We start from the raw sequence: 16996 nt of genomic DNA, 5'->3' as shown, positions 1-16996 counted from the left end.
CCGCGATGATCTGCCTGATGCGGGCGATGATGCCCACACGCCGGCCGAATACGTGAACGCCATCACGCTGATGGCCCGGATCGCCTCCGCGACCGGGTGCCCCTGGGGCAACAGCACGTCGACCTGCCGCAGCTTCGCGACGATCTCTTCAGGCTTGTGCTTCTTCTGCGGCATCGCCGGCATCCTCCAAAGGCTCAAAAAGCCTACTTCAAGGAGGGCCACTCTTCAGGGTGCAGGCCACTGAAGTACCGCTTCGGCATGTTTCTGTCCTTGAATTGGCATAGGTCGATCGGGATTGTGGCGCCATCGTTCAATTCGAAGGATGCCGGCCGTGCTAACCCGTCGTTCGAACCAGCGTGGCGGAAGAAACGTAATGCACTTCGTCTTGAACGGCAGAACCGCAGCGATCCCCGAGAGCATGTCGGACGATCGCCTCCTCTGGGTCCTGCGCGATCATCTTGCATTGAACGGCCCCAAATATGGCTGCGGCGTGGGCGTCTGCGGGGCATGCGTCATCCATGTCGACGGCGTGGCCGAGCGAGCCTGTCTTTTGACGGCAAAAGACATCGAAGGACGTGACGTGACGACCCTGGAGGGCCTTGGTTCACGTGCTGCCGGGGGCCTTCATCCGGTCCAGCAGGCCTGGATCGATGCGGGGGTTCCACAATGCGGCTATTGTCAGAACGGTCAGGTCATGACCGCTGCCGCCCTCCTGAACACGAATCCGTCGGCGCTGTCCGCCGATATCGCCGCAGCCATGGACAGCGTCATCTGCCGCTGCGGCACGCAACGGCGCATAGCGGCGGCGATCGACCTGGCACAGCAGATGCTGCGGGTGCGCACGTAATGGCGCTCTCACGGCGTTCCCTTCTCAAGGGTTTCGGCTGGGCGACGGCCGGCCTGGTCGTCACCGCCGGCGGAGGCTATGGCGTCTCGCGGCGCCTCGCGCTGCCCTATCGGGGCGTGCCGACCGCGCAGGATGCATCCGCCTGGCTGCGCCTCACGCCGGAAGGCGTCATCGAGATCATGATGCCGCGCGCAGAGCTCGGCCAGGGCATTGCCATATCGTTCCGGCAGGTCGTGGCGGAAGAGACCGGCTTCCCCCTGGACCGCATCCGGGCAATCCTACCGCGCACCGATCTGCTGCCTCCGGCGCGAGCGACGGTCGGTTCGGATTCCGTTAGGGATTTCGCGCCGCTGTTGGCCTCTGCCGCCGCCGCTCTGGCGGTCGTTCTGAAACGCGCCGGGAGTGTCGACGGCGCCCCCCCGCCCGTGGGCTTTCGCGTGCTCGCAACCGCCCCTCGGTTGATCGATGCCGCCGCCATTCGAGAAGCCAAGCCCGTTTCGCTCAAGGTCGGGCCGAAGCGCATCGTCGGTACCGCGGAGCCGACCGACGCCATTCGTGCGATCGTCACCGGTGACGCACCGCTTTTTGCCGACGATATCCGTCTTCCGGGCATGGTCTTCGGCGCCGTCCTTCGTTCGCCGCGTCTGGGCGCGGTCTTGTCGGAGGTCGATGACGCAAAGGCCCGGGCGCTCCCCGGCTATCTCGGCCTGCGCCGGGTCGGCGAGCGCGCCCTTGTCGCTGCCGAAAGCCGCGGAGCCCTGGAGCGCGCCCTGGCCGCTCTGGTGCCGAAATGGTCGGGCGGGCTTTCCGATAATGCCGACATCGCCGCCCTGATCGATGTCGACCATGGCTTGTCGAAAGGCGCGCTTGAGCACATCGCGCGGGACGCGCATTTCGCACCCGGCGAGGCCTTCGCCGACTTGCGTCTCGAGGTGCCGATGGCGGCCCATGCCTGCATGGAGCCGCGCACGGCGGTCGCGCGCTTCGATGAAGCCGGCAAGCTCGAACTCTGGACAGGCACGCAGGACGTGACCTTCATCCGCGCGGCGCTGGCCCAGGAACTGGGGCTGTCACGCGATCTCGTCACCGTGATCGGCTGCCGGGTCGGCGGCGGCTTCGGCGGAAAGACGCTCTGCATGGTGGAGTTGGAGGCGGCTCTGCTGGCCAGGGCCTTCGGGCGCCCGGTCAAGGTGCAATGGACCCGTCTCGACGAGTTCCGCGAAGCGTTCCATCGCCCGCCATCCTCGCACCGGATCAGGGCGAGCCTCGCCACGGGCGGTACGCCGGACGGGTGGCATCACGCGTTCCGTTCCGGCCATGTGATGTTCACCTCCGCCGCGATGGGGCCGGTCCTGCAATTCGCCGCGAGCTTTTTCGGCGATCCCGGCGTGCTGCGCGGCGCGATCCCGCCCTATGCGGCTGCACGGCAGCGCGTCGAATTCGAGGATGTGCGCCTGCCCGTCCACACCGGCCCTTGGCGCGGGCTGGGTGCCGGGCCGAACATCTGGGCGATGGAGACGATGGTCGATCATCTGGCGCGTCTGCGGGGTGAGGACCCCCTCGCCTTCCGCAGGCGGATCATCGCCCCGCAATGGCCGCGCCTCCGCCGGGCGCTCGATCGGGTGGCCGCACTGGCGGGGTGGGGCGCGCTGCAATCCACACCGGAGCGCGGCTACGGCATGGCCTGCGGTGTCTACAAGGAGATGTCCTATGCTGCGGTCATCGCCGAAGTGACCCGCGCGGGCGAGCAGATGCGCGTCACGAAGCTCTGGTGCGCCCATAACTGCGGGCTGATGCTGAACCCGGGCCAGGTCCAGGCTCAGGTCGAGGGCAACCTCGTCTGGGGCATCGGCATGGCTCTTTTCGAAGACCTCACGCTTGCCGAAGGGACCGTCGCGCAGACGAGTTTCGCCGACTATGCCGTGCCGCGCTTCTCCGACGTTCCGGAGATGGTCATCGAGTTGATCGACGAAGGCGAGGCCCCGACCGGCGCCGCTGAAACGGCCATCGTGGCTGCTGCGCCCGCGATCACCAACGCCATTGCCGCCATGACCGGCAAGCCGGTTCTGCGCCTGCCCTGGCGGGCCGATCGGGCGGCATGATCTTCCCGGCGCAGATCATCCGCCTGGCTCTCGCCTGCGGCGTGCTGAGCCTTGGCGGCTGTGCCGTCGCGCCCGTCGGCCAGGCTCTCGATCCGCAAATCCTGCGCATGGCCGCTCCGCAAACAGAGACGCGCCGGCCGCGCGGAGAGGTCGGCCATATGCTCGCCCTGTCGAGCGGCGGGGCCGACGGGGCCTTCGGGGCGGGCGTGCTGGTCGGCTGGACGAAAAGCGGCTCGCGGCCGATCTTCGATCTGGTCAGCGGGGTTTCGACGGGCGCGCTGCAGGCGCCGCTCGCCTTTCTCGGACCCCGCTACGATGCCCTGCTCGAGGAGGTCTACACGACGACGCGCACGGCCGACATCTTCAAGGGCAACGGTATCGGCGTTCTCGTCAAGGCCGGCCTGCACAAGGCCGATCCGCTACGCCGCAGGCTCGATGACATCATCACGGATCGCATGATCGCCGAGATCGCCGACGCTCATCGCGAGGGCCGAAGGCTCTACATCGCCACCACCGACCTGACGAATGGCCGGGCGGTCACCTGGGACATGGGCCGCCTGGCCGCATCCGATCGGCCGGATGCGCGACGGGCCTTCATCGAAATCATGCTGGCCTCGGCAGCTCCGCCTGGCCTGGTCGAGCCGATCCCGCTGCCTGATCCGACGAACGGCATCGCGGTCCTGCACGGCGACGGCGGGGTGATGCGCCCGATCGTGGTCGATCCGGCCATGCTGCGCGGCGCGCGCAAACAGACGCTCTGGGTCATCGCCAACGGCCATGTCAGCACCGCCGCCACGACACGGGCAGCCGGATACCACGCCAGCACGCTCGCCCGCCGCGGCGTCTCGCAACTCCTGCGGAGCCTGAGCTTCGGCGCCGTGGAGCGGGCAGCGGCCCTGGCGAAAGCAGAGAGGGCGACCTTCCGGCTCCAGCGCATTCCGGATGGGTTCCCGGAAGCGACGAGCCCATTTGATTTCGAACCGGCCGAAATGCGAGGTCTGTTCGAGCTTGGTCGACGGCATGGCGAGGCCCCGTCGAGCTGGCTCGATGCTGCGCCAAGGACCGATACGCGATGAAGCGGGCAAAGGATGACCTGACCGGAGCGGCCTTGGTCAGGCTCATGCAGCTCTCCTTTGCCGAACAGGGAATCAGCCCGGGCGACGGCGAGCTAAGGCCGCGCCTCAATACGCCCCATGCTTCGCTCAGCGAGAAGACGGCTCTGGCCGAAGCCGTACTGGCCAGGCATGGACCGTCCGCCCTTCTGAAAGTCGGCCAATCGGTGTCCCGCCTGGCGTTCGATCCGCTCGGAGCGGCACTTCTGGCCGCGCGGAGCGGGCCTGACCTGATCGGGCGTTGGCGCCGGCTGGAACGCTACGTTCATACCCGACATCCGGTCATCGTCCATTCCGTCAGCGAGACCGAGGCATTGCTCGATCACCGCGGCGAACCCGATGATCCGCCGGGACCGGCGGTCGACTACCTCCTGTCAGGGCTGTTCGCCGGGCTTCTTGCAGCGGTCGGCTGCAGCGAGCTCCGGCTCACGATCGGGCCTCATCGGGAGTCGACGGTCGTCATCGAAGCCGGCGCCGTCATGGAGGGTATCCCGCCGGTCGCTGCACAAACCGGGCTTTGGCGCTTCAACTGGAGACCGAGTGCGAAACCTCCGGCACCCCACGCCGTGCTTTACGCCCCGCCGGACCAGCGCCTCAGCAAGCCGACGCGGGACATCATCGCGCTGGTTGAAAGCGATCTGCTCGTGATCTGGTCATTGGCGCTGCTGGCACGGCAGCTCGGCCATTCGCCACGCACATTGCAACGGCGACTGACGGATGACGGCTTGTCTCTGCAGGGGCTGCGCCGCCTGTCCCAGATACGTCAGGCGAGCCTGATGCTGCTCGGCGGCACGGCCTCGCTGACCTCGATCGGCTTCGCCTGCGGGTTTAGCGATTCCGCCCATTTCGCGCGGACCTTCAAGAAGACGACCGGCATGAGCCCAACGGAGTTCAGAATGTCGGCGAGGGCCTGAGTGCCGGTGCGATCGGTGAGCGCGGCGGTGAGGCGGCCGCGTTCGCTCTCATGACGGAGCGGCTCGACGCCGACACGCGGTCCTGTGCCGGCATTCCGTCCGGCCGGCCTGCCCTTGCGGGAAGCGAGCCCCCTTTCCATGCCACCGCCCGGCGTGGCGCCCAGGCTCCTTCCCGGTCATCGAGGCCCGTTTTCCTGTCGCGGTTCAGGGCCAGCAAGGCAGCGAGGCTGACCCGATTTCGCGAAGCAGGTCAGGAGCTTGGGCGAACGAGCCCTTGCGGCTGCCGTTCGCGTGTGCCCTACTCTCAAACAAAATATCGGGAGGCCATCCTTGTCCCATGCAAGAGGGTCACGGCCCAACGGTGACGCAGGGGCACCCGATGGCCACGGCCAAGCCATCGGAGCTGCGACGCTCGGCGCGCTCGGCGTCGTCTATGGCGACATCGGCACAAGTCCGCTCTATGCACTCAAGGAAGCGGTTCGGGCCGCGAGCGCCAGCGGCGCCTTGCAGCCGGAGGCTGTGATCGGCTGCGTCTCGATGATCCTGTGGGCGCTGATCCTGATCATCTCGATCAAGTACTCGCTGCTGATCATGCGAGCGGACAATCGTGGCGAAGGCGGCATCATGGCGATGCTGGCCCTGCTCAAGGCGCGCCATGCCAAGCCGGGCTCGGCGCGGGCCTATGTGCTGGTGGTCGGCCTCGTCGGCGCCGCGCTGCTCTATGGCGACGGCGCCATCACGCCGGCGATCTCGGTGCTCAGCGCGATCGAAGGCCTCAAGGTCGACGCGCCGTTTCTGGCGCCGGCCGTGGTACCATTGACCGCCGCGATCCTGCTCTGCCTCTTCCTGGTTCAGAGCAAGGGCACCGGCTTCATCGGCCGGTTGTTCGGGCCGATCATGCTGCTCTGGTTCCTCGCCCTGGCGCTGCTCGGCATCCGCGGCATCCTGATGGCGCCGGGTATCCTGGCCGCGATCAACCCGTTCAACGCGTTGTATTTCATCACCCATACCTCCCCCGTCGTCGGCTTCGCCGTTCTCGGGGCCACTTTTCTGGCCGTGACCGGCGGTGAGGCGATGTATGCGGATATGGGCCATTTCGGCCCGAAGACGATCCGGCTCGCCTGGTTTGCTGTCGTGCTGCCGGCGCTGATGCTGAACTATTTCGGCCAGGGCGGGCTGCTGCTGGTCCATCCGGCGGCGATCGAGAATCCGTTCTACCAGCTCGCCCCGAACTGGGCCCATTATCCGCTGATCGCCTTCGCGACGGCGGCCGCCGTCATCGCCTCGCAGTCGATCCTCACCGGCGCCTTCTCGCTGACACGCCAGGCCGTGCAGCTCGGGCTGTTCCCCGCCGTCCACATCAAGCACACGGCCCATGACCAGCAGGGCCAGATCTACATCCCGATCGTCAACTGGCTGATGTGCCTGGCGACCTTGACGTCGGTCTTCGCGTTCCGCTCGTCCGAAGCCCTGGCCGGCGCCTATGGCATCGCGGTCTCCCTGCTCATGGCCATAACCACCGGCCTGGCGGCGCTGATCGCTCTCAAATGGGGCTACAGCCTGATCCTCGTCGCCGCGGTCAATGGCTTCTTCCTGCTGATCGACCTCGTCTTTTTCTCCGCTAACCTGCCGAAGCTGCACGAGGGCGGCTGGTATCCGCTTGTCCTGGCACTCGTGCTGGTGGTGATCATGCTGACCTGGCGGCGCGGTCTGGCGCTGGTGGAGGCGGCGCGCAGCCGCCAGCGCGAGCCGGAGAAGGAGTTTCTGGCCATGCTGGCGACGAAGCCGCCCATGCGCCTGCCCGGGACGGCTGCATTCCTCGCCTCAGCTGCACGGGGCGTCCCACTCTCGCTCTCCCATTTCGTCCGCCACAACCACGCACTGCATGAACGCATCCTGCTCATCACCGGCAAGCTGGAGGAGGTGCCGCGCGTCTCCGACGACGATCGCATGGAGGTCGTCGACCTCATGCCAGGCGTGACGCGTGTGATCCTGCATTTCGGCTTCATGGAGACACCACACATTCCCGACGGCCTGCGCTGCGGCGCAGACCGTGGTCTTCTACCGGGCATCGATCTCGACCAAATGTCGTACTATATCGGCCGCGAGACGGTCATTCCGCGTGACGACATCGCGGGAATGGCGGTGTGGCGCGAATCGCTCTTCGCCTTCATGCAGCGCAACGCCGAACGATCCGCCGCCCATTTCCACATCCCGGCCACCCGGGTCGTCGAGGTCGGCGTCGAGATCGAGATCTGACAGAGCTCATCCGCCCCCTCGACATCGCCTGCGGCTGGTCATGGCAAACCAGCCCTCGTCAGCGGCCGGCCAACATCATCCGGCCGAGCGCACCGGCGACCATGGCCTGCTCGGCCGGCGGCAGCATGGCGACGAGGCGCCGTTCCGTCTCGGCATGATCGCGCATCGCCGGCTCGACCAGAAGACGGCCCCTCTCGGTGAGTTCGACGATCACGCCGCGCCCATCGGTCTCGTCGGCCATGCGGCGGACATGGCCTGCCTTCTCCAGGCGGCGCAGCAGGTTCGACAGACCACCCGAGGTCAGGATCAGCGTGTCGAGCAGCGCTTTCGGCGACATGCGGTAGGGCGCGCCCTGCACGCGCAGCGTCGCGAGCACCGCGAAGCTCGGATATTTGAGCTTATGCCGTGCGAGGGTCCGGTTGATCGCGACCTGCAGCACCTCGTTGAGGTGAAGCAGCCGGCCGACGATCGCCTTGCCCGAACAATCGACATCCGGAAACTCGCGCCGCCAGCGCTGCATGCCGGCGCCGACGCGGTCGTTCTGCCAGAGCGCATCGGGCGTTTCGAACGTCAGGTTTCGCGCGGCCTCGTTGCGCATTCCAATCCTCCAGGACGGCCTTTCCGACCACGCCGGGGCGCGCGATGCAAGCGCCCATGATCACCGTCTCGGCATCAAGATATCTTTCATTTATCTTTCTTGAAAGACAAATCGAGCCGTGTCATGCTCTCCCTCGGCCGATGGGAGGGGAATTCCGTCGACCGAGGGACAAGCCGCGCCAACAGCGGTGCGCCTTGAGGCCAACAGACGGGAACCAGCAACCATGCGCCAGATGTTTCGTCATGCGACCGCAGCCGCCGTCCTCGGCGCCGCTCTCGCCTCCACCGCCCAGGCCGAGGAGCTCGTTGTGGGCGCCTTCGGCGGCTCCTTCGCCGAGAACGTCAAGGCCTGCCATGTCGCCGCCTTCGAGAAGGCGACGGGCGCGACCGTCTCGCTGAAGCTCGGCAATTCCTCGCAATTCGCCGCGGCCTTGCGCGCCACTGCCGGCAAGCCGGACATGGATATCGTCTATATCGACAACTCGCTGGCGGCGCAGACCGCCAATGAGAAGCTCAACGACAAGATCGACCGCGCGAAGCTTAAGAACGCCGCCGACGTGATCCCGACCGCCTGGGGCAAGGACGACAGCTATGTGGTCGCGATGGTGAGCGCGACGACGCTGGTCTACAACCCCAAGCTGGTGAAGGCGCCGCCGACCTCCTGGCTCGACCTCGCCGATCCGAACTATGCCGGCAAATACGCGATCGGCGACATCAGCGGCACCTCCGGCCTGCAATTCCTGCTGGCACTGAACAAGCTCAAGGGCGGCACGCTCGACAATATCGATCCCGGCATCGAGGCGATCAAGCCGATCGCGAAGGGCTCGGCCGTGCTCTACACCCAGGCCGACCAGCTCCTGTCGCTGTTCGAGCGCGGCGAGATCGCGATCGCGCCGTGGTATCCGGACCGCGCCGGGGTCGCCATGGACAAGGGCCTTTCGCTCGCCGTCGCCTATCCCAAGGAAGGCGCGGTCGGCATCCTACCGGCCGTGGTCCTGCCCAAGGGCTCGACCAAGACGGAGCTCGCCTACAAGTTCCTCGACCAGTTGCTGTCGGCCGAGGGCCAGGGCTGCTTCTCGGAGCGCGCCTATATCGGTGCGGTCAACACCAAGGTGAAGCTCTCGGACAAGCTCAAGGGCATCGTGCCGAATGGCGAGAGCCTGGAGAAGGCCTGGTTCATCGATCCCGAGGTGATCGCCAAGAACAGCGCGACCTGGACGCGCCGCTGGCAGCGCGAAGTCGCGCGCTGAAGCGCAGGGCAGCGGGAGAGGATTGGCAATGGGCTCGCTGACCTTCGAAGGGCTGGGCAAGTCCTATGGCGAGGTCGAAGTCGTCAGGGATGTCTCCCTGACGATCGCGGAGGGCGAGTTCGTCTCGCTGCTCGGGCCCTCCGGCTGCGGCAAGACCACGATCCTGCGCATGGTCGCAGGGCTCGTGGAGCCAAGCCGCGGGCGCATCCTGATCGGCCGCGACGACGTCACCACCCTGCCCCCGAACAAACGGGGTCTCGGCCTCGTCTTCCAGTCCTATGCCCTGTTCCCGCACATGACCGTGTTCGAGAACGTCGCCTTTGGCCTGCGCCGCCGCAAGGTCGCCGGCGCCGAGCTCGACAAACGCGTCAAGGAAGCGCTCGGCATGGTCCGGCTCGGCACCTTCGGCGAGCGCTATCCGCGGCAGCTCTCCGGCGGCCAGCAGCAGCGCGTCGCCATTGCGCGTGCGCTCGCGCCGCATCCGCGCGTGCTGCTCTTCGACGAACCGCTCTCCAATCTCGATGCGCAGTTGCGCGACGAGATGCAGATCGAATTGAAGCGCCTGCAGCGCAATCTCGGCATCACCACGCTCTTCGTCACCCATGACCAGGGCGAGGCGCTGTCGATGTCCGACCGCGTCGGTGTGATGGCCAAGGGCGTGATGCAGCAATTCGCTGCGCCTGAGGACATCTATCACCGCCCGGCGACCGGCTTCGTCGCGAGTTTCATCGGCAAGCCGAACCGTCTCTCCGGCTCGGTCAAGGTCCGGGAAGGAGGGGGTGGACGCCTCGCCCTCGGCAGCGTCGAGATTCCGGCAGCGCATATCGACCAGCCGGCAGGCGCCAAGGTCGACATCGTGATCCGGCAGGAGGCTGTCGCGATCCGCAGCGGTATTCCCCATCCCGGCGAAGTTGCCGGAGAGGTCGTGCTGCGCTCCTTCAGCGGCGCACGCGTGCAATATGTCGTGCGGCTGGCGGAAGGCGTCGAGATCGTCGCGGAAACCGCCTCGCACGGACCGGAGGCCGCTCTCGCCATCGGCGCACCTGTTGGACTCGCCATCGACCCTAACGCCGTCTTCGCAATGCCGCCGGAAGGCGCCACGCCATGATGTCGCGGCGGCAAGGGCTGCTGCTGATCGCGCCGCTGCTCCTGGTGCTGGCGGGGTTCTTCCTCGTGCCGGTGCTGATGCTGCTGCCAACGAGTTTCGGCGTCTACGAGCCCGGCGCCGGCCTGATCAAAGGCGCCTGGTCGTTGAAGAACTACAGCCAGATCGTCAGCGACGACTATTATCGCGAGGTGATCTGGCGCACGCTGGGCCTCGGCTTTTCCGTCACGCTGATCTGCCTGCTGCTCAGCTACCCGCTCGCCTATCTGATCGCGCGCGGGCCGGAGCGCTGGCGGGTGCCGCTGATCCTGCTCGTCATCTTCCCGATGCTGCTCAACCTCGTGGTGCGCTCCTTCGGCTGGATCGCACTGCTCGCCAATCGCGGCCTGATCAACAACCTGCTGATGCAGCTCGGCGTGATCGGCGCCCCGGTGAAGCTGCTGTTCAACTTCGTCGGCCTCTTCATCGGGCTGACCCATATCTACCTGCCCTTCATGGTGCTGATGCTGATCGCGGCGATCCGCAACGTACCGCGCGACGTCGAATCCGCCGCAGCGACGCTCGGCTCCAGCCGCGCCCATGTCTTCATGGCGGTGACGCTGCCGCTCTCGGCGCCGGGCATTCTCGCCGGCTCGATCCTCGTCTTCGTGCTGACGATCAGCGCGCTGGTGACGCCGCGCATGCTGGGCGGGCCGACCTATCAGGTGATGGCGACGCTGATCTACGACGAATACATGCAGCTTCTCGACTGGCCGAGCGGCTCGGCGCTCTCCTTCGCGCTGACCTTCATGGCGGTGGCGATCATCTGGCTGTCGAGCCGATTGACCAAGCGCTGGGCGGGCATGGCATGAGCGACATGAGCGAGAACCGCCCCGGCTGGGGGCTGACCGCCACGGCCTTCACGGTCGTCGCCTTCCTGCAATTGCCGGTGATCGTCGTGGTGCTCGCGGCGTTCTCGACGACCTCCTATCTCACCATCCCGCCGCAGGGGCTCACGCTCGCCTGGTTCGGCAAGGTGCTGAGCGACCCGACCTATCTTTCCGCCATCCGCATGAGCCTGATCCTGGCCTGCGGCTCGACGCTGATCTCGCTCGTGCTCGGCGTGGCCGCCGCCTATGCCCTGTTCCGCAAGATTCTGCCGGGTTCGGAGGCTGTGACCTCCTTTCTGATGGCGCCGCTGGTGATGCCGGCCGTGGTCGTCGGCGTCGCGCTCCTGCAATTCTACAGCATGACGGGCTTGCGCGGCTCGCTCATTGGGCTGCTGCTCGCCCATGTCGTCATCACCGTGCCCTATGTCGTGCGCTCCGCGCTGGCGAGCCTGTCGGGGCTCGACCTCGCCGTCGAGGAAGCGGCGCGCGTGCTCGGCGCCAGCGGCTTCGAAGCCTTCAGGCTGGTGACGCTGCCCTTGATCGCGCCGGGGCTGGTCGCCGGCGCGCTGTTCTCCTTCATCACCTCGCTCGACAACGTTCCGGTCACGATCTTCCTGATCAGCGCCAGCCAGACGACGCTGCCGGTGCTGATCTTCTCCTCGGTCGAGATGGGCATCGACCCCAGCGTCGCGGCGGTCTCGACGCTGCTGATCCTCGCCACCGGCATCGTGCTCCTCCTCGCCGAGCGCCGCTTCGGCTTCCACCGCTTCGTGTGATGGCGATGGATCGGCGCCTCCGTCATCCTCTGCGACCCACCCGTCATGGTCGGGCTTGTCCCGACCATCCACGTCTTCCTGCGTCGAGAGCGGTGTTCAAGACGTGGATGCTCGCCACAAGGGCGAGCATGACGAACAGGTTCCCGGGACATCTCGTTCCATCTCCACCGGACATCGCCACATGCCGCTGACCTCCAAGGGTTTCCCGCTCTTCCTGACCTTCGACCTCGACGCCGAGACGATGTGGACCGGCCGCGACCCGGCCTATGCCAACCGGCCGATCCTGATGTCGCAGGGCGCCTATGGCTGGAAGGTCGGCACCGGCCGCGTGCTCGACCTGCTGGACCGCTACGGCGTCAAGGCGACCTTCTTCGTGCCGGGCCTGATCATCGACCAGCGCGAAGGGCTGATGGAGGAGATCCTGAAGCGCGGCCACGAAATCGCACATCACAGCTACAGCCACACCTGGATCCTGAACCTCTCGCCCGAGGAGGAGCGCGAGGAGATGGAGAAGGGCTTCCAGTCGATCAAGCGCGTCAGCGGTCGCGCGCCCCGCGGCTGGCGCTCGCCGGCCGCCGAGATCAGCCCGATCACCATGCCGATGCTGGTCGAATACGGCTTCGACTATTCCTCGAACTTCTTCGACGACGACTCGCCCTATCTCCACACGGTCGAAGGCCAGGAGACCAGGCTCGTCGAGCTGCCTTTCCGCTGGGTGCTCGATGACGCGCCCTTCTTCCAGTACTCGATCGTGCTGCCCGGCCGCACCATGCAGGCGCCGTCCGCCTTGCTCGAAGCCTGGAAGAGCGAGTTCGACGTACTCTATGCCGAGGACCGGATGATGATGGTCGGCATGCATCCCGAGATGATCGGCCAACCCTCGCGCATCAAGGTGCTGGAGGGGCTGATCGAGCACGCCCTGAAGCATCCGAATGTCTGGATCGGCCGCTGCGACGAAATGGTCGACGACATGCGTCCCGGCCTGGAGAAGGCCCGCGCGGAGGCCAGACGGTGAGCGCCGCGCTGGCCGGCCGGCGCATCCTGATCACCGGTGCAGCCAAGGGCATCGGGCTCGCCACAGTCGAGCGCTTCATCAAGGAGGGCGCGCGCGTTGCCGCGCTCGACCGCGATGTGGAGACGCTGGCGGCCCTGACCGGGCGTTACGGTGCAAGCGAATTCGTGCCCTTCAGGGCCGATGTCTCGGATCCGGCGTCCGTCGAGACGGCCGTATCCAGTGCGGCCACCGCACTCGGCGGGCTCGACGGTGTCGTGAACTCGGCAGGTATCGACCTGATCGCCGATATCGAGCGCATGGCCTTGGCCGATTGGAACCGCATCGTCGCGGTCAACCTGACCGGCCCGATGCTGGTGGCGCAGGCGGCCTATCCGCATCTCAGGACGGCGGGCGGCGGCACGATCGTCAATGTCTCGTCCGGCGCCGGGCTCTCGCCGCTGAAGCACCGCACCGCCTATTGCGCCTCCAAGGCCGGCCTGCAGATGGCGGCCAAGGCGCTGGCCATGGAGGCGGCGGAGTTCGGCATCCGCGTCAACACGATCTGCCCCGGCGCGGTCGAGACGGAACTGTTCCGCACCAGCATCGACACCGCGCCCGATCCCGTCGCCGCCTATGAGGCCGTGCGCGCCCGTTACGCGCTCCAGCGCGTCGCCTCGCCCGAGGAGATCGCCGCGGCGATCCTGTGGCTGACCAGCGCGGAATCCTCCTATGTCACCGGGACCGCCATCGCCGTCGATGGCGGACGGACCTTCCACTAGCAACGGGCGGGAACCGGCCATGACCAGCGCACGCTTCACGGGCAAGACCGTCGCCATCACAGGCGCGGCCCATGGCATCGGCGCGGCCACGGCCCGCCGCTTCCTCGCCGAGGGCGCAAAGGTCGCGGTGATCGATCGCGAGGCCGACGGCTTCGCGGAAAGCTTCGCCGGCCAGCCGGCCGACCGCCTCCTGACCATGGCCGGCGACTGCACCGATGCGGCCGTGCTCGCCGATTTCCATGCCCGCACCGTCGCGGCCTTCGGGCCGGTCGACATCCTCTTCAACAATGTCGGCCAGAGCGGGCGCGAGCGCGCCGCGCAATTCCATGAATCGCAGGAGGAGGTCTGGCGCTTCGTGCTGGAAGTCTCCTTGTTCACGGCGATGCGGATGAGCCGGCTCGTCGTGCCGGCGATGCGCGAGCGCGGCGGACGGATCGTCAACATGTCGAGCGATGCCGCCCTCGTCGGCGATGCCGGCCTCACCGACTACGCCGCCGCCAAGATGGGCATCATCGGCTTCACCCGCTCGCTGGCGCGCGAGCTCGCGCCACATCGCGTCACCGTCAATGCGGTCGCGCCCGGCGCCATCCGCACCCGTGCCCATGACCGGCTCACGCCGGCCGTGATCGAGCGCATCAAGGCGACGACCCCGGCCGGTTTCATCGCCGAGCCGGAGGATGTCGCCGGCTGCGTCGCCTTCCTCGCCAGCGAGGACGCCCGCTACGTCACCGGCCAGACGCTGCTGATCGACGGCGGCCGCTGGATGATCTGAGGACAGCCATGACTGATATCGCCGATCTCTCCGCCGTCGATCTCGCTGCCGCGATCCGCGCGAAAACCATCTCGCCGGTCGAGGCGGTCGAGGCCGCGCTCGCCCGCATCGAGGAGAAGGCCGGGCTCAACGCTTTCATGGCGGTCTCGGCCGAGCGCGCCCGCACTGAGGCCAGGGAAGCCGAAGCCAAGGTGATGCGCGGCGAGACCCTGGGCTCCCTCCACGGCATTCCGTTCTCGGTCAAGGACCTCACCAATACCGAGGGCGTCGCGACGACGCAGGGCTCCGCCCTGTTCGCGGACATCATCCCGAAGGCCGATGCGGTCGCGGTCGCCCGCGCGCGGGCTGCCGGCGCGATCCTGATCGGCAAGACGACGACGCCGGAATTCGGCCACAAGCCTTTCACCGAAGGCCCCTTCTTCGGCCGCACGCTCAATCCGGCGAGCCATGCCCATACCTGCGGCGGCTCTTCGGGCGGCGCGGCGGTCGCGGTCGCAGCCGGCATGGGGCAACTCGCGCTCGGCACGGATGGCGGCGGCTCGATCCGCATACCCGCCGCCTGCTGCGGTGTCGTGGGCCTGAAGGCGACGCTGGGGGCGATCCCAAATCTCCAGGCCCCGGACCTCTTCGGAGCCAATTCCTTCGTCGGGCCGATGGCGCGCGATATCGCCGACACCGCGCTGATGTTCGAGGCGCTTGTCGGTCCCGACCGGCGCGACCCTTACGGCCAGGTTCCGGCCTTCCCGGAACGCCGGCTCGGCGAAAGCGAGAAACCGCGGGTCGGCTTCCTCCTGCGCTGCGGCAACATCCTGGACCCTGAGGTCGAGACGGCGGTCATTGCCGCCATGAGGCAAGCGGAAGGGCTCGGCTGGAGCGTCGAGCCGATCGAACTCGATCTCGTTTCACTGGAGCCGCATTTCCTCGTCTTCCTGCGCTCGCTGCTGCTGGCCCGCCTCGGGGGCCATGCCGAGAAGACACCGGAGAAGCTCGATCCGACCCTGCTGGCCACAATCGATGCCGGCCGCGGCTACAGCGCCGCCGAGCTCTGCCAGGCCCAGTTCGCGCGGACGGATTGTTTCGCGAAAGTGCAGGACATCCTGGGGCGCTTCGACCTGATCGCCTCGCCGACCCTGTCGGCGCCGGCGCTACCGGTCGGGCTCGATCCGCTGGGCCAGATCGACATCGCTGGCAAGCCGGCGGGGACGATTCGCGGCGCCTGGTATCCCTATACCTTCCCGTTCAACCTGACGGGCCATCCGGCCTTATCGCTGCCCTGCGGTCGCAGCCAGGACGGACTACCGATCGGCCTTCAGCTCGTCGCGAGCTGGAACGCCGATCGCTATCTTCTCGATGCCGCGGCGCGGCTGGAAAGCGTCCTGGGCGCGCCGCCTCGCTAGACGACCGGCTCCTGCCCCAAACCGAATGGCCGCGAGGCGCTCTTCCACAGCTCGCGGGCCCAATCTCCCGCCTCAGCCTGTGACGGACCGATCCTCGATCTGGGAAACATGGTTGAGCGCGATGACCCATTTGCCGTCGCGCTTGCGCATCAGCCGCGTGTTGACGCCGGTCTGATTGCCGGCGGCGCGCACCAGTCTATAGTCGCTGATGAGCTGGGCGGCATCCGGCGCCAGCATCTCGATGCGGATATTCGTGAAGGCGAGCTGTCCCTGCGAACCGGGCGAGCCGCCATAGTCGGCGATGTAGTGGTCGAGCGTCGCCTGCCAGTCCTTCTGGATGCGCCCGCGCGAGACGAAGACCACATCGGGATTGGCGAAGCCCGCCATGTAGCCATGGAAATCGCCGCGGTTCCAGGCCGCCTGCATGGTGGAGATCACTGTGCGGATGGCATCCGCATCCGTTGCATCGGACATTTCGAAGCTGCCTTTCAGGGGGTCGTTATGGAGACGGTTTCGTCTTCCTGTCGCTGCCGTCGGGTCAGGACTTCCTGCGCGGCCGAGACGAGATGGCGGCGCAGCGCGCTTTCCGCGGCCTTGGCGTCCTGATCAAGGATCGCGTCGACGATCTGCTGGTGCTCGCGGCAGGACTGCTTGATCCGCCCCTTGTCCTTGAGCTGAAACTTGCGGAACGGCGCCAGTTTCAGCCGCAGGGTCTGGGCGACGGCGATCAGGTCGCTGTTGTGGCTGCCCTGGAAAAGCAGGTTGTGGAACCGCGTGTTGAGCTCGTTGTAGCCGTCATTCTCGCCCTCTTCGGCGAGCACGTTCATCTGGCGGTGCAGGCTTTCGAGTTCGCCGCGTTCGCTCATGGTCATCCGGTGCGAGGCCAGCCGGCCGCATGTCGCCTCAAGCTCGGCCATCGCCTCGAACATCTCGTCGATGCGCTCGGCGGAAATCTGCGTGACGACCACGCCCTTGAAGGGTTCGCGCTCAGCCCACCCGCGCCCGCACAGGATATGCAATGCTTCGCGGACAGGTGTGCGCGAGACGCCGAACTGGAGGGCGATGGATGCCTCGTCGAGCCGCGAGCCGGCTGGAAACACGCCGTTGATGACAGCCTCTTCCAGCTGTTCAGCGATGAAATCGCTACGACTTTTCCGCGTGGAAGCGGATATCTCCGACATTGATCGCCTCTCTGCTCCCACGTCGACCATTCCAGAGACCAC

At 66.9% G+C, this 16996-nt stretch carries 16 protein-coding genes and 1 pseudogene; 13 read left to right on the top strand and 4 right to left on the bottom strand.

The window, feature by feature from the left end; genetic code table 11:
• Positions 1–48 precede the first annotated feature (48 nt).
• A pseudogene (locus tag ACODTJ_RS00160) lies at positions 49–174 on the bottom strand (IS3 family transposase); the annotation flags it as partial.
• Positions 175–373: 199 nt separating this feature from the next.
• Between ACODTJ_RS00160 and ACODTJ_RS00155 the strand changes: the two are divergent.
• The 5 genes from ACODTJ_RS00155 to ACODTJ_RS00135 all read left to right on the top strand — a co-directional run bounded on the left by ACODTJ_RS00155 (position 374) and on the right by ACODTJ_RS00135 (position 7234).
• Positions 374–847: a (2Fe-2S)-binding protein gene (locus ACODTJ_RS00155; protein WP_454658260.1), complete on the top strand. Its 474-nt coding sequence runs from the start codon at positions 374–376 to the stop codon at positions 845–847.
• Positions 847–2949, top strand: a complete 2103-nt coding sequence (locus ACODTJ_RS00150) for a xanthine dehydrogenase family protein molybdopterin-binding subunit (RefSeq protein ID WP_454658261.1) — start codon at positions 847–849, stop codon at positions 2947–2949. The genes ACODTJ_RS00155 and ACODTJ_RS00150 overlap by 1 nt, the downstream gene beginning before the upstream one ends.
• A complete protein-coding gene (locus ACODTJ_RS00145) occupies positions 2946–4025 on the top strand; it encodes a patatin-like phospholipase family protein (protein WP_454658262.1) in 1080 nt (359 codons plus the stop codon). The genes ACODTJ_RS00150 and ACODTJ_RS00145 overlap by 4 nt, the downstream gene beginning before the upstream one ends.
• Complete coding sequence (locus ACODTJ_RS00140) at positions 4022–4975, top strand: helix-turn-helix transcriptional regulator (protein WP_454658263.1); 954 nt, start codon at positions 4022–4024, stop codon at positions 4973–4975. The genes ACODTJ_RS00145 and ACODTJ_RS00140 overlap by 4 nt, the downstream gene beginning before the upstream one ends.
• Before the next feature lie 396 nt (positions 4976–5371).
• Positions 5372–7234 carry a potassium transporter Kup gene (locus tag ACODTJ_RS00135; RefSeq protein ID WP_454659049.1) on the top strand — a complete coding sequence of 621 codons (1863 nt, stop codon included), beginning with the start codon at positions 5372–5374 and terminating at the stop codon, positions 7232–7234.
• Positions 7235–7292: 58 nt separating this feature from the next.
• On the opposite strand, the gene ACODTJ_RS00130 is transcribed toward ACODTJ_RS00135, so the two are convergent.
• Entirely contained in the window at positions 7293–7832 is a 540-nt protein-coding gene (locus ACODTJ_RS00130) for a MarR family winged helix-turn-helix transcriptional regulator (RefSeq protein ID WP_454658264.1), read from the bottom strand.
• 223 nt (positions 7833–8055) lie between these two features.
• Here ACODTJ_RS00130 and ACODTJ_RS00125 point away from each other — a divergent pair, with 223 nt between their 5' ends.
• The 8 genes from ACODTJ_RS00125 to ACODTJ_RS00090 all read left to right on the top strand — a co-directional run bounded on the left by ACODTJ_RS00125 (position 8056) and on the right by ACODTJ_RS00090 (position 15773).
• Entirely contained in the window at positions 8056–9081 is a 1026-nt protein-coding gene (locus ACODTJ_RS00125) for an ABC transporter substrate-binding protein (protein WP_454658265.1), read from the top strand.
• Between the two features lie 28 nt (positions 9082–9109).
• Positions 9110–10189 (top strand): ABC transporter ATP-binding protein, encoded by a 1080-nt coding sequence (locus tag ACODTJ_RS00120; protein ID WP_454658266.1) that lies wholly within the window; start codon positions 9110–9112, stop codon positions 10187–10189.
• Positions 10186–11037 carry an ABC transporter permease gene (locus tag ACODTJ_RS00115; protein WP_454658267.1) on the top strand — a complete coding sequence of 284 codons (852 nt, stop codon included), beginning with the start codon at positions 10186–10188 and terminating at the stop codon, positions 11035–11037. The genes ACODTJ_RS00120 and ACODTJ_RS00115 overlap by 4 nt, the downstream gene beginning before the upstream one ends.
• 5 nt (positions 11038–11042) lie before the next feature.
• Positions 11043–11831 (top strand): ABC transporter permease, encoded by a 789-nt coding sequence (locus ACODTJ_RS00110; protein WP_488847233.1) that lies wholly within the window; start codon positions 11043–11045, stop codon positions 11829–11831.
• Between the two features lie 181 nt (positions 11832–12012).
• Complete coding sequence (locus ACODTJ_RS00105) at positions 12013–12846, top strand: polysaccharide deacetylase family protein (protein WP_454658269.1); 834 nt, start codon at positions 12013–12015, stop codon at positions 12844–12846.
• The gene (locus ACODTJ_RS00100) at positions 12843–13604 is read left to right on the top strand and encodes an SDR family NAD(P)-dependent oxidoreductase (protein ID WP_454658270.1); all 762 of its coding nucleotides are present in this window, start codon (positions 12843–12845) and stop codon (positions 13602–13604) included. Before ACODTJ_RS00105 ends, ACODTJ_RS00100 begins: the two co-directional genes overlap by 4 nt.
• A gap of 19 nt (positions 13605–13623) precedes the next feature.
• Positions 13624–14376 carry an SDR family NAD(P)-dependent oxidoreductase gene (locus tag ACODTJ_RS00095; RefSeq protein WP_454658271.1) on the top strand — a complete coding sequence of 251 codons (753 nt, stop codon included), beginning with the start codon at positions 13624–13626 and terminating at the stop codon, positions 14374–14376.
• 8 nt (positions 14377–14384) lie between these two features.
• A complete protein-coding gene (locus tag ACODTJ_RS00090) occupies positions 14385–15773 on the top strand; it encodes an amidase (protein WP_454658272.1) in 1389 nt (462 codons plus the stop codon).
• Between the two features lie 72 nt (positions 15774–15845).
• Here the strand turns inward: ACODTJ_RS00090 and ACODTJ_RS00085 are convergent, their stop codons facing one another.
• Together ACODTJ_RS00085 and ACODTJ_RS00080 are read right to left on the bottom strand one after the other, a co-directional pair.
• A complete protein-coding gene (locus ACODTJ_RS00085) occupies positions 15846–16247 on the bottom strand; it encodes a YybH family protein (RefSeq protein WP_454658273.1) in 402 nt (133 codons plus the stop codon).
• 14 nt (positions 16248–16261) lie between these two features.
• Positions 16262–16954 carry a GntR family transcriptional regulator gene (locus ACODTJ_RS00080; protein WP_488847227.1) on the bottom strand — a complete coding sequence of 231 codons (693 nt, stop codon included), beginning with the start codon at positions 16952–16954 and terminating at the stop codon, positions 16262–16264.
• Positions 16955–16996 lie beyond the last annotated feature (42 nt).

The sequence above is a fragment of the Allobosea sp. FG18 genome, from assembly GCF_057809495.1.
The sequence above is the reverse complement of the archived record's forward strand: the minus strand, read 5'-3'. Positions and strand labels throughout refer to the sequence as shown.

Excerpts from the sequence above, each read along its gene's own strand:
- ACODTJ_RS00120 (WP_454658266.1), top strand. The coding sequence starts at position 9,110 with ATGGGCTCGCTGACCTTCGAAGGGCTGGGCAAGTCCTATGGCGAGGTC.
- ACODTJ_RS00090 (WP_454658272.1), top strand. The coding sequence starts at position 14,385 with ATGACTGATATCGCCGATCTCTCCGCCGTCGATCTCGCTGCCGCGATC.
- ACODTJ_RS00145 (WP_454658262.1), top strand. The coding sequence starts at position 2,946 with ATGATCTTCCCGGCGCAGATCATCCGCCTGGCTCTCGCCTGCGGCGTG.
- ACODTJ_RS00115 (WP_454658267.1), top strand. The coding sequence starts at position 10,186 with ATGATGTCGCGGCGGCAAGGGCTGCTGCTGATCGCGCCGCTGCTCCTG.
- ACODTJ_RS00085 (WP_454658273.1), bottom strand. The coding sequence starts at position 16,247 with ATGTCCGATGCAACGGATGCGGATGCCATCCGCACAGTGATCTCCACC.
- ACODTJ_RS00140 (WP_454658263.1), top strand. The coding sequence starts at position 4,022 with ATGAAGCGGGCAAAGGATGACCTGACCGGAGCGGCCTTGGTCAGGCTC.
- ACODTJ_RS00105 (WP_454658269.1), top strand. The coding sequence starts at position 12,013 with ATGCCGCTGACCTCCAAGGGTTTCCCGCTCTTCCTGACCTTCGACCTC.
- ACODTJ_RS00110 (WP_488847233.1), top strand. The coding sequence starts at position 11,043 with ATGAGCGAGAACCGCCCCGGCTGGGGGCTGACCGCCACGGCCTTCACG.
- ACODTJ_RS00080 (WP_488847227.1), bottom strand. The coding sequence starts at position 16,954 with ATGTCGGAGATATCCGCTTCCACGCGGAAAAGTCGTAGCGATTTCATC.
- ACODTJ_RS00125 (WP_454658265.1), top strand. The coding sequence starts at position 8,056 with ATGCGCCAGATGTTTCGTCATGCGACCGCAGCCGCCGTCCTCGGCGCC.
- ACODTJ_RS00095 (WP_454658271.1), top strand. The coding sequence starts at position 13,624 with ATGACCAGCGCACGCTTCACGGGCAAGACCGTCGCCATCACAGGCGCG.
- ACODTJ_RS00155 (WP_454658260.1), top strand. The coding sequence starts at position 374 with ATGCACTTCGTCTTGAACGGCAGAACCGCAGCGATCCCCGAGAGCATG.
- ACODTJ_RS00130 (WP_454658264.1), bottom strand. The coding sequence starts at position 7,832 with ATGCGCAACGAGGCCGCGCGAAACCTGACGTTCGAAACGCCCGATGCG.
- ACODTJ_RS00150 (WP_454658261.1), top strand. The coding sequence starts at position 847 with ATGGCGCTCTCACGGCGTTCCCTTCTCAAGGGTTTCGGCTGGGCGACG.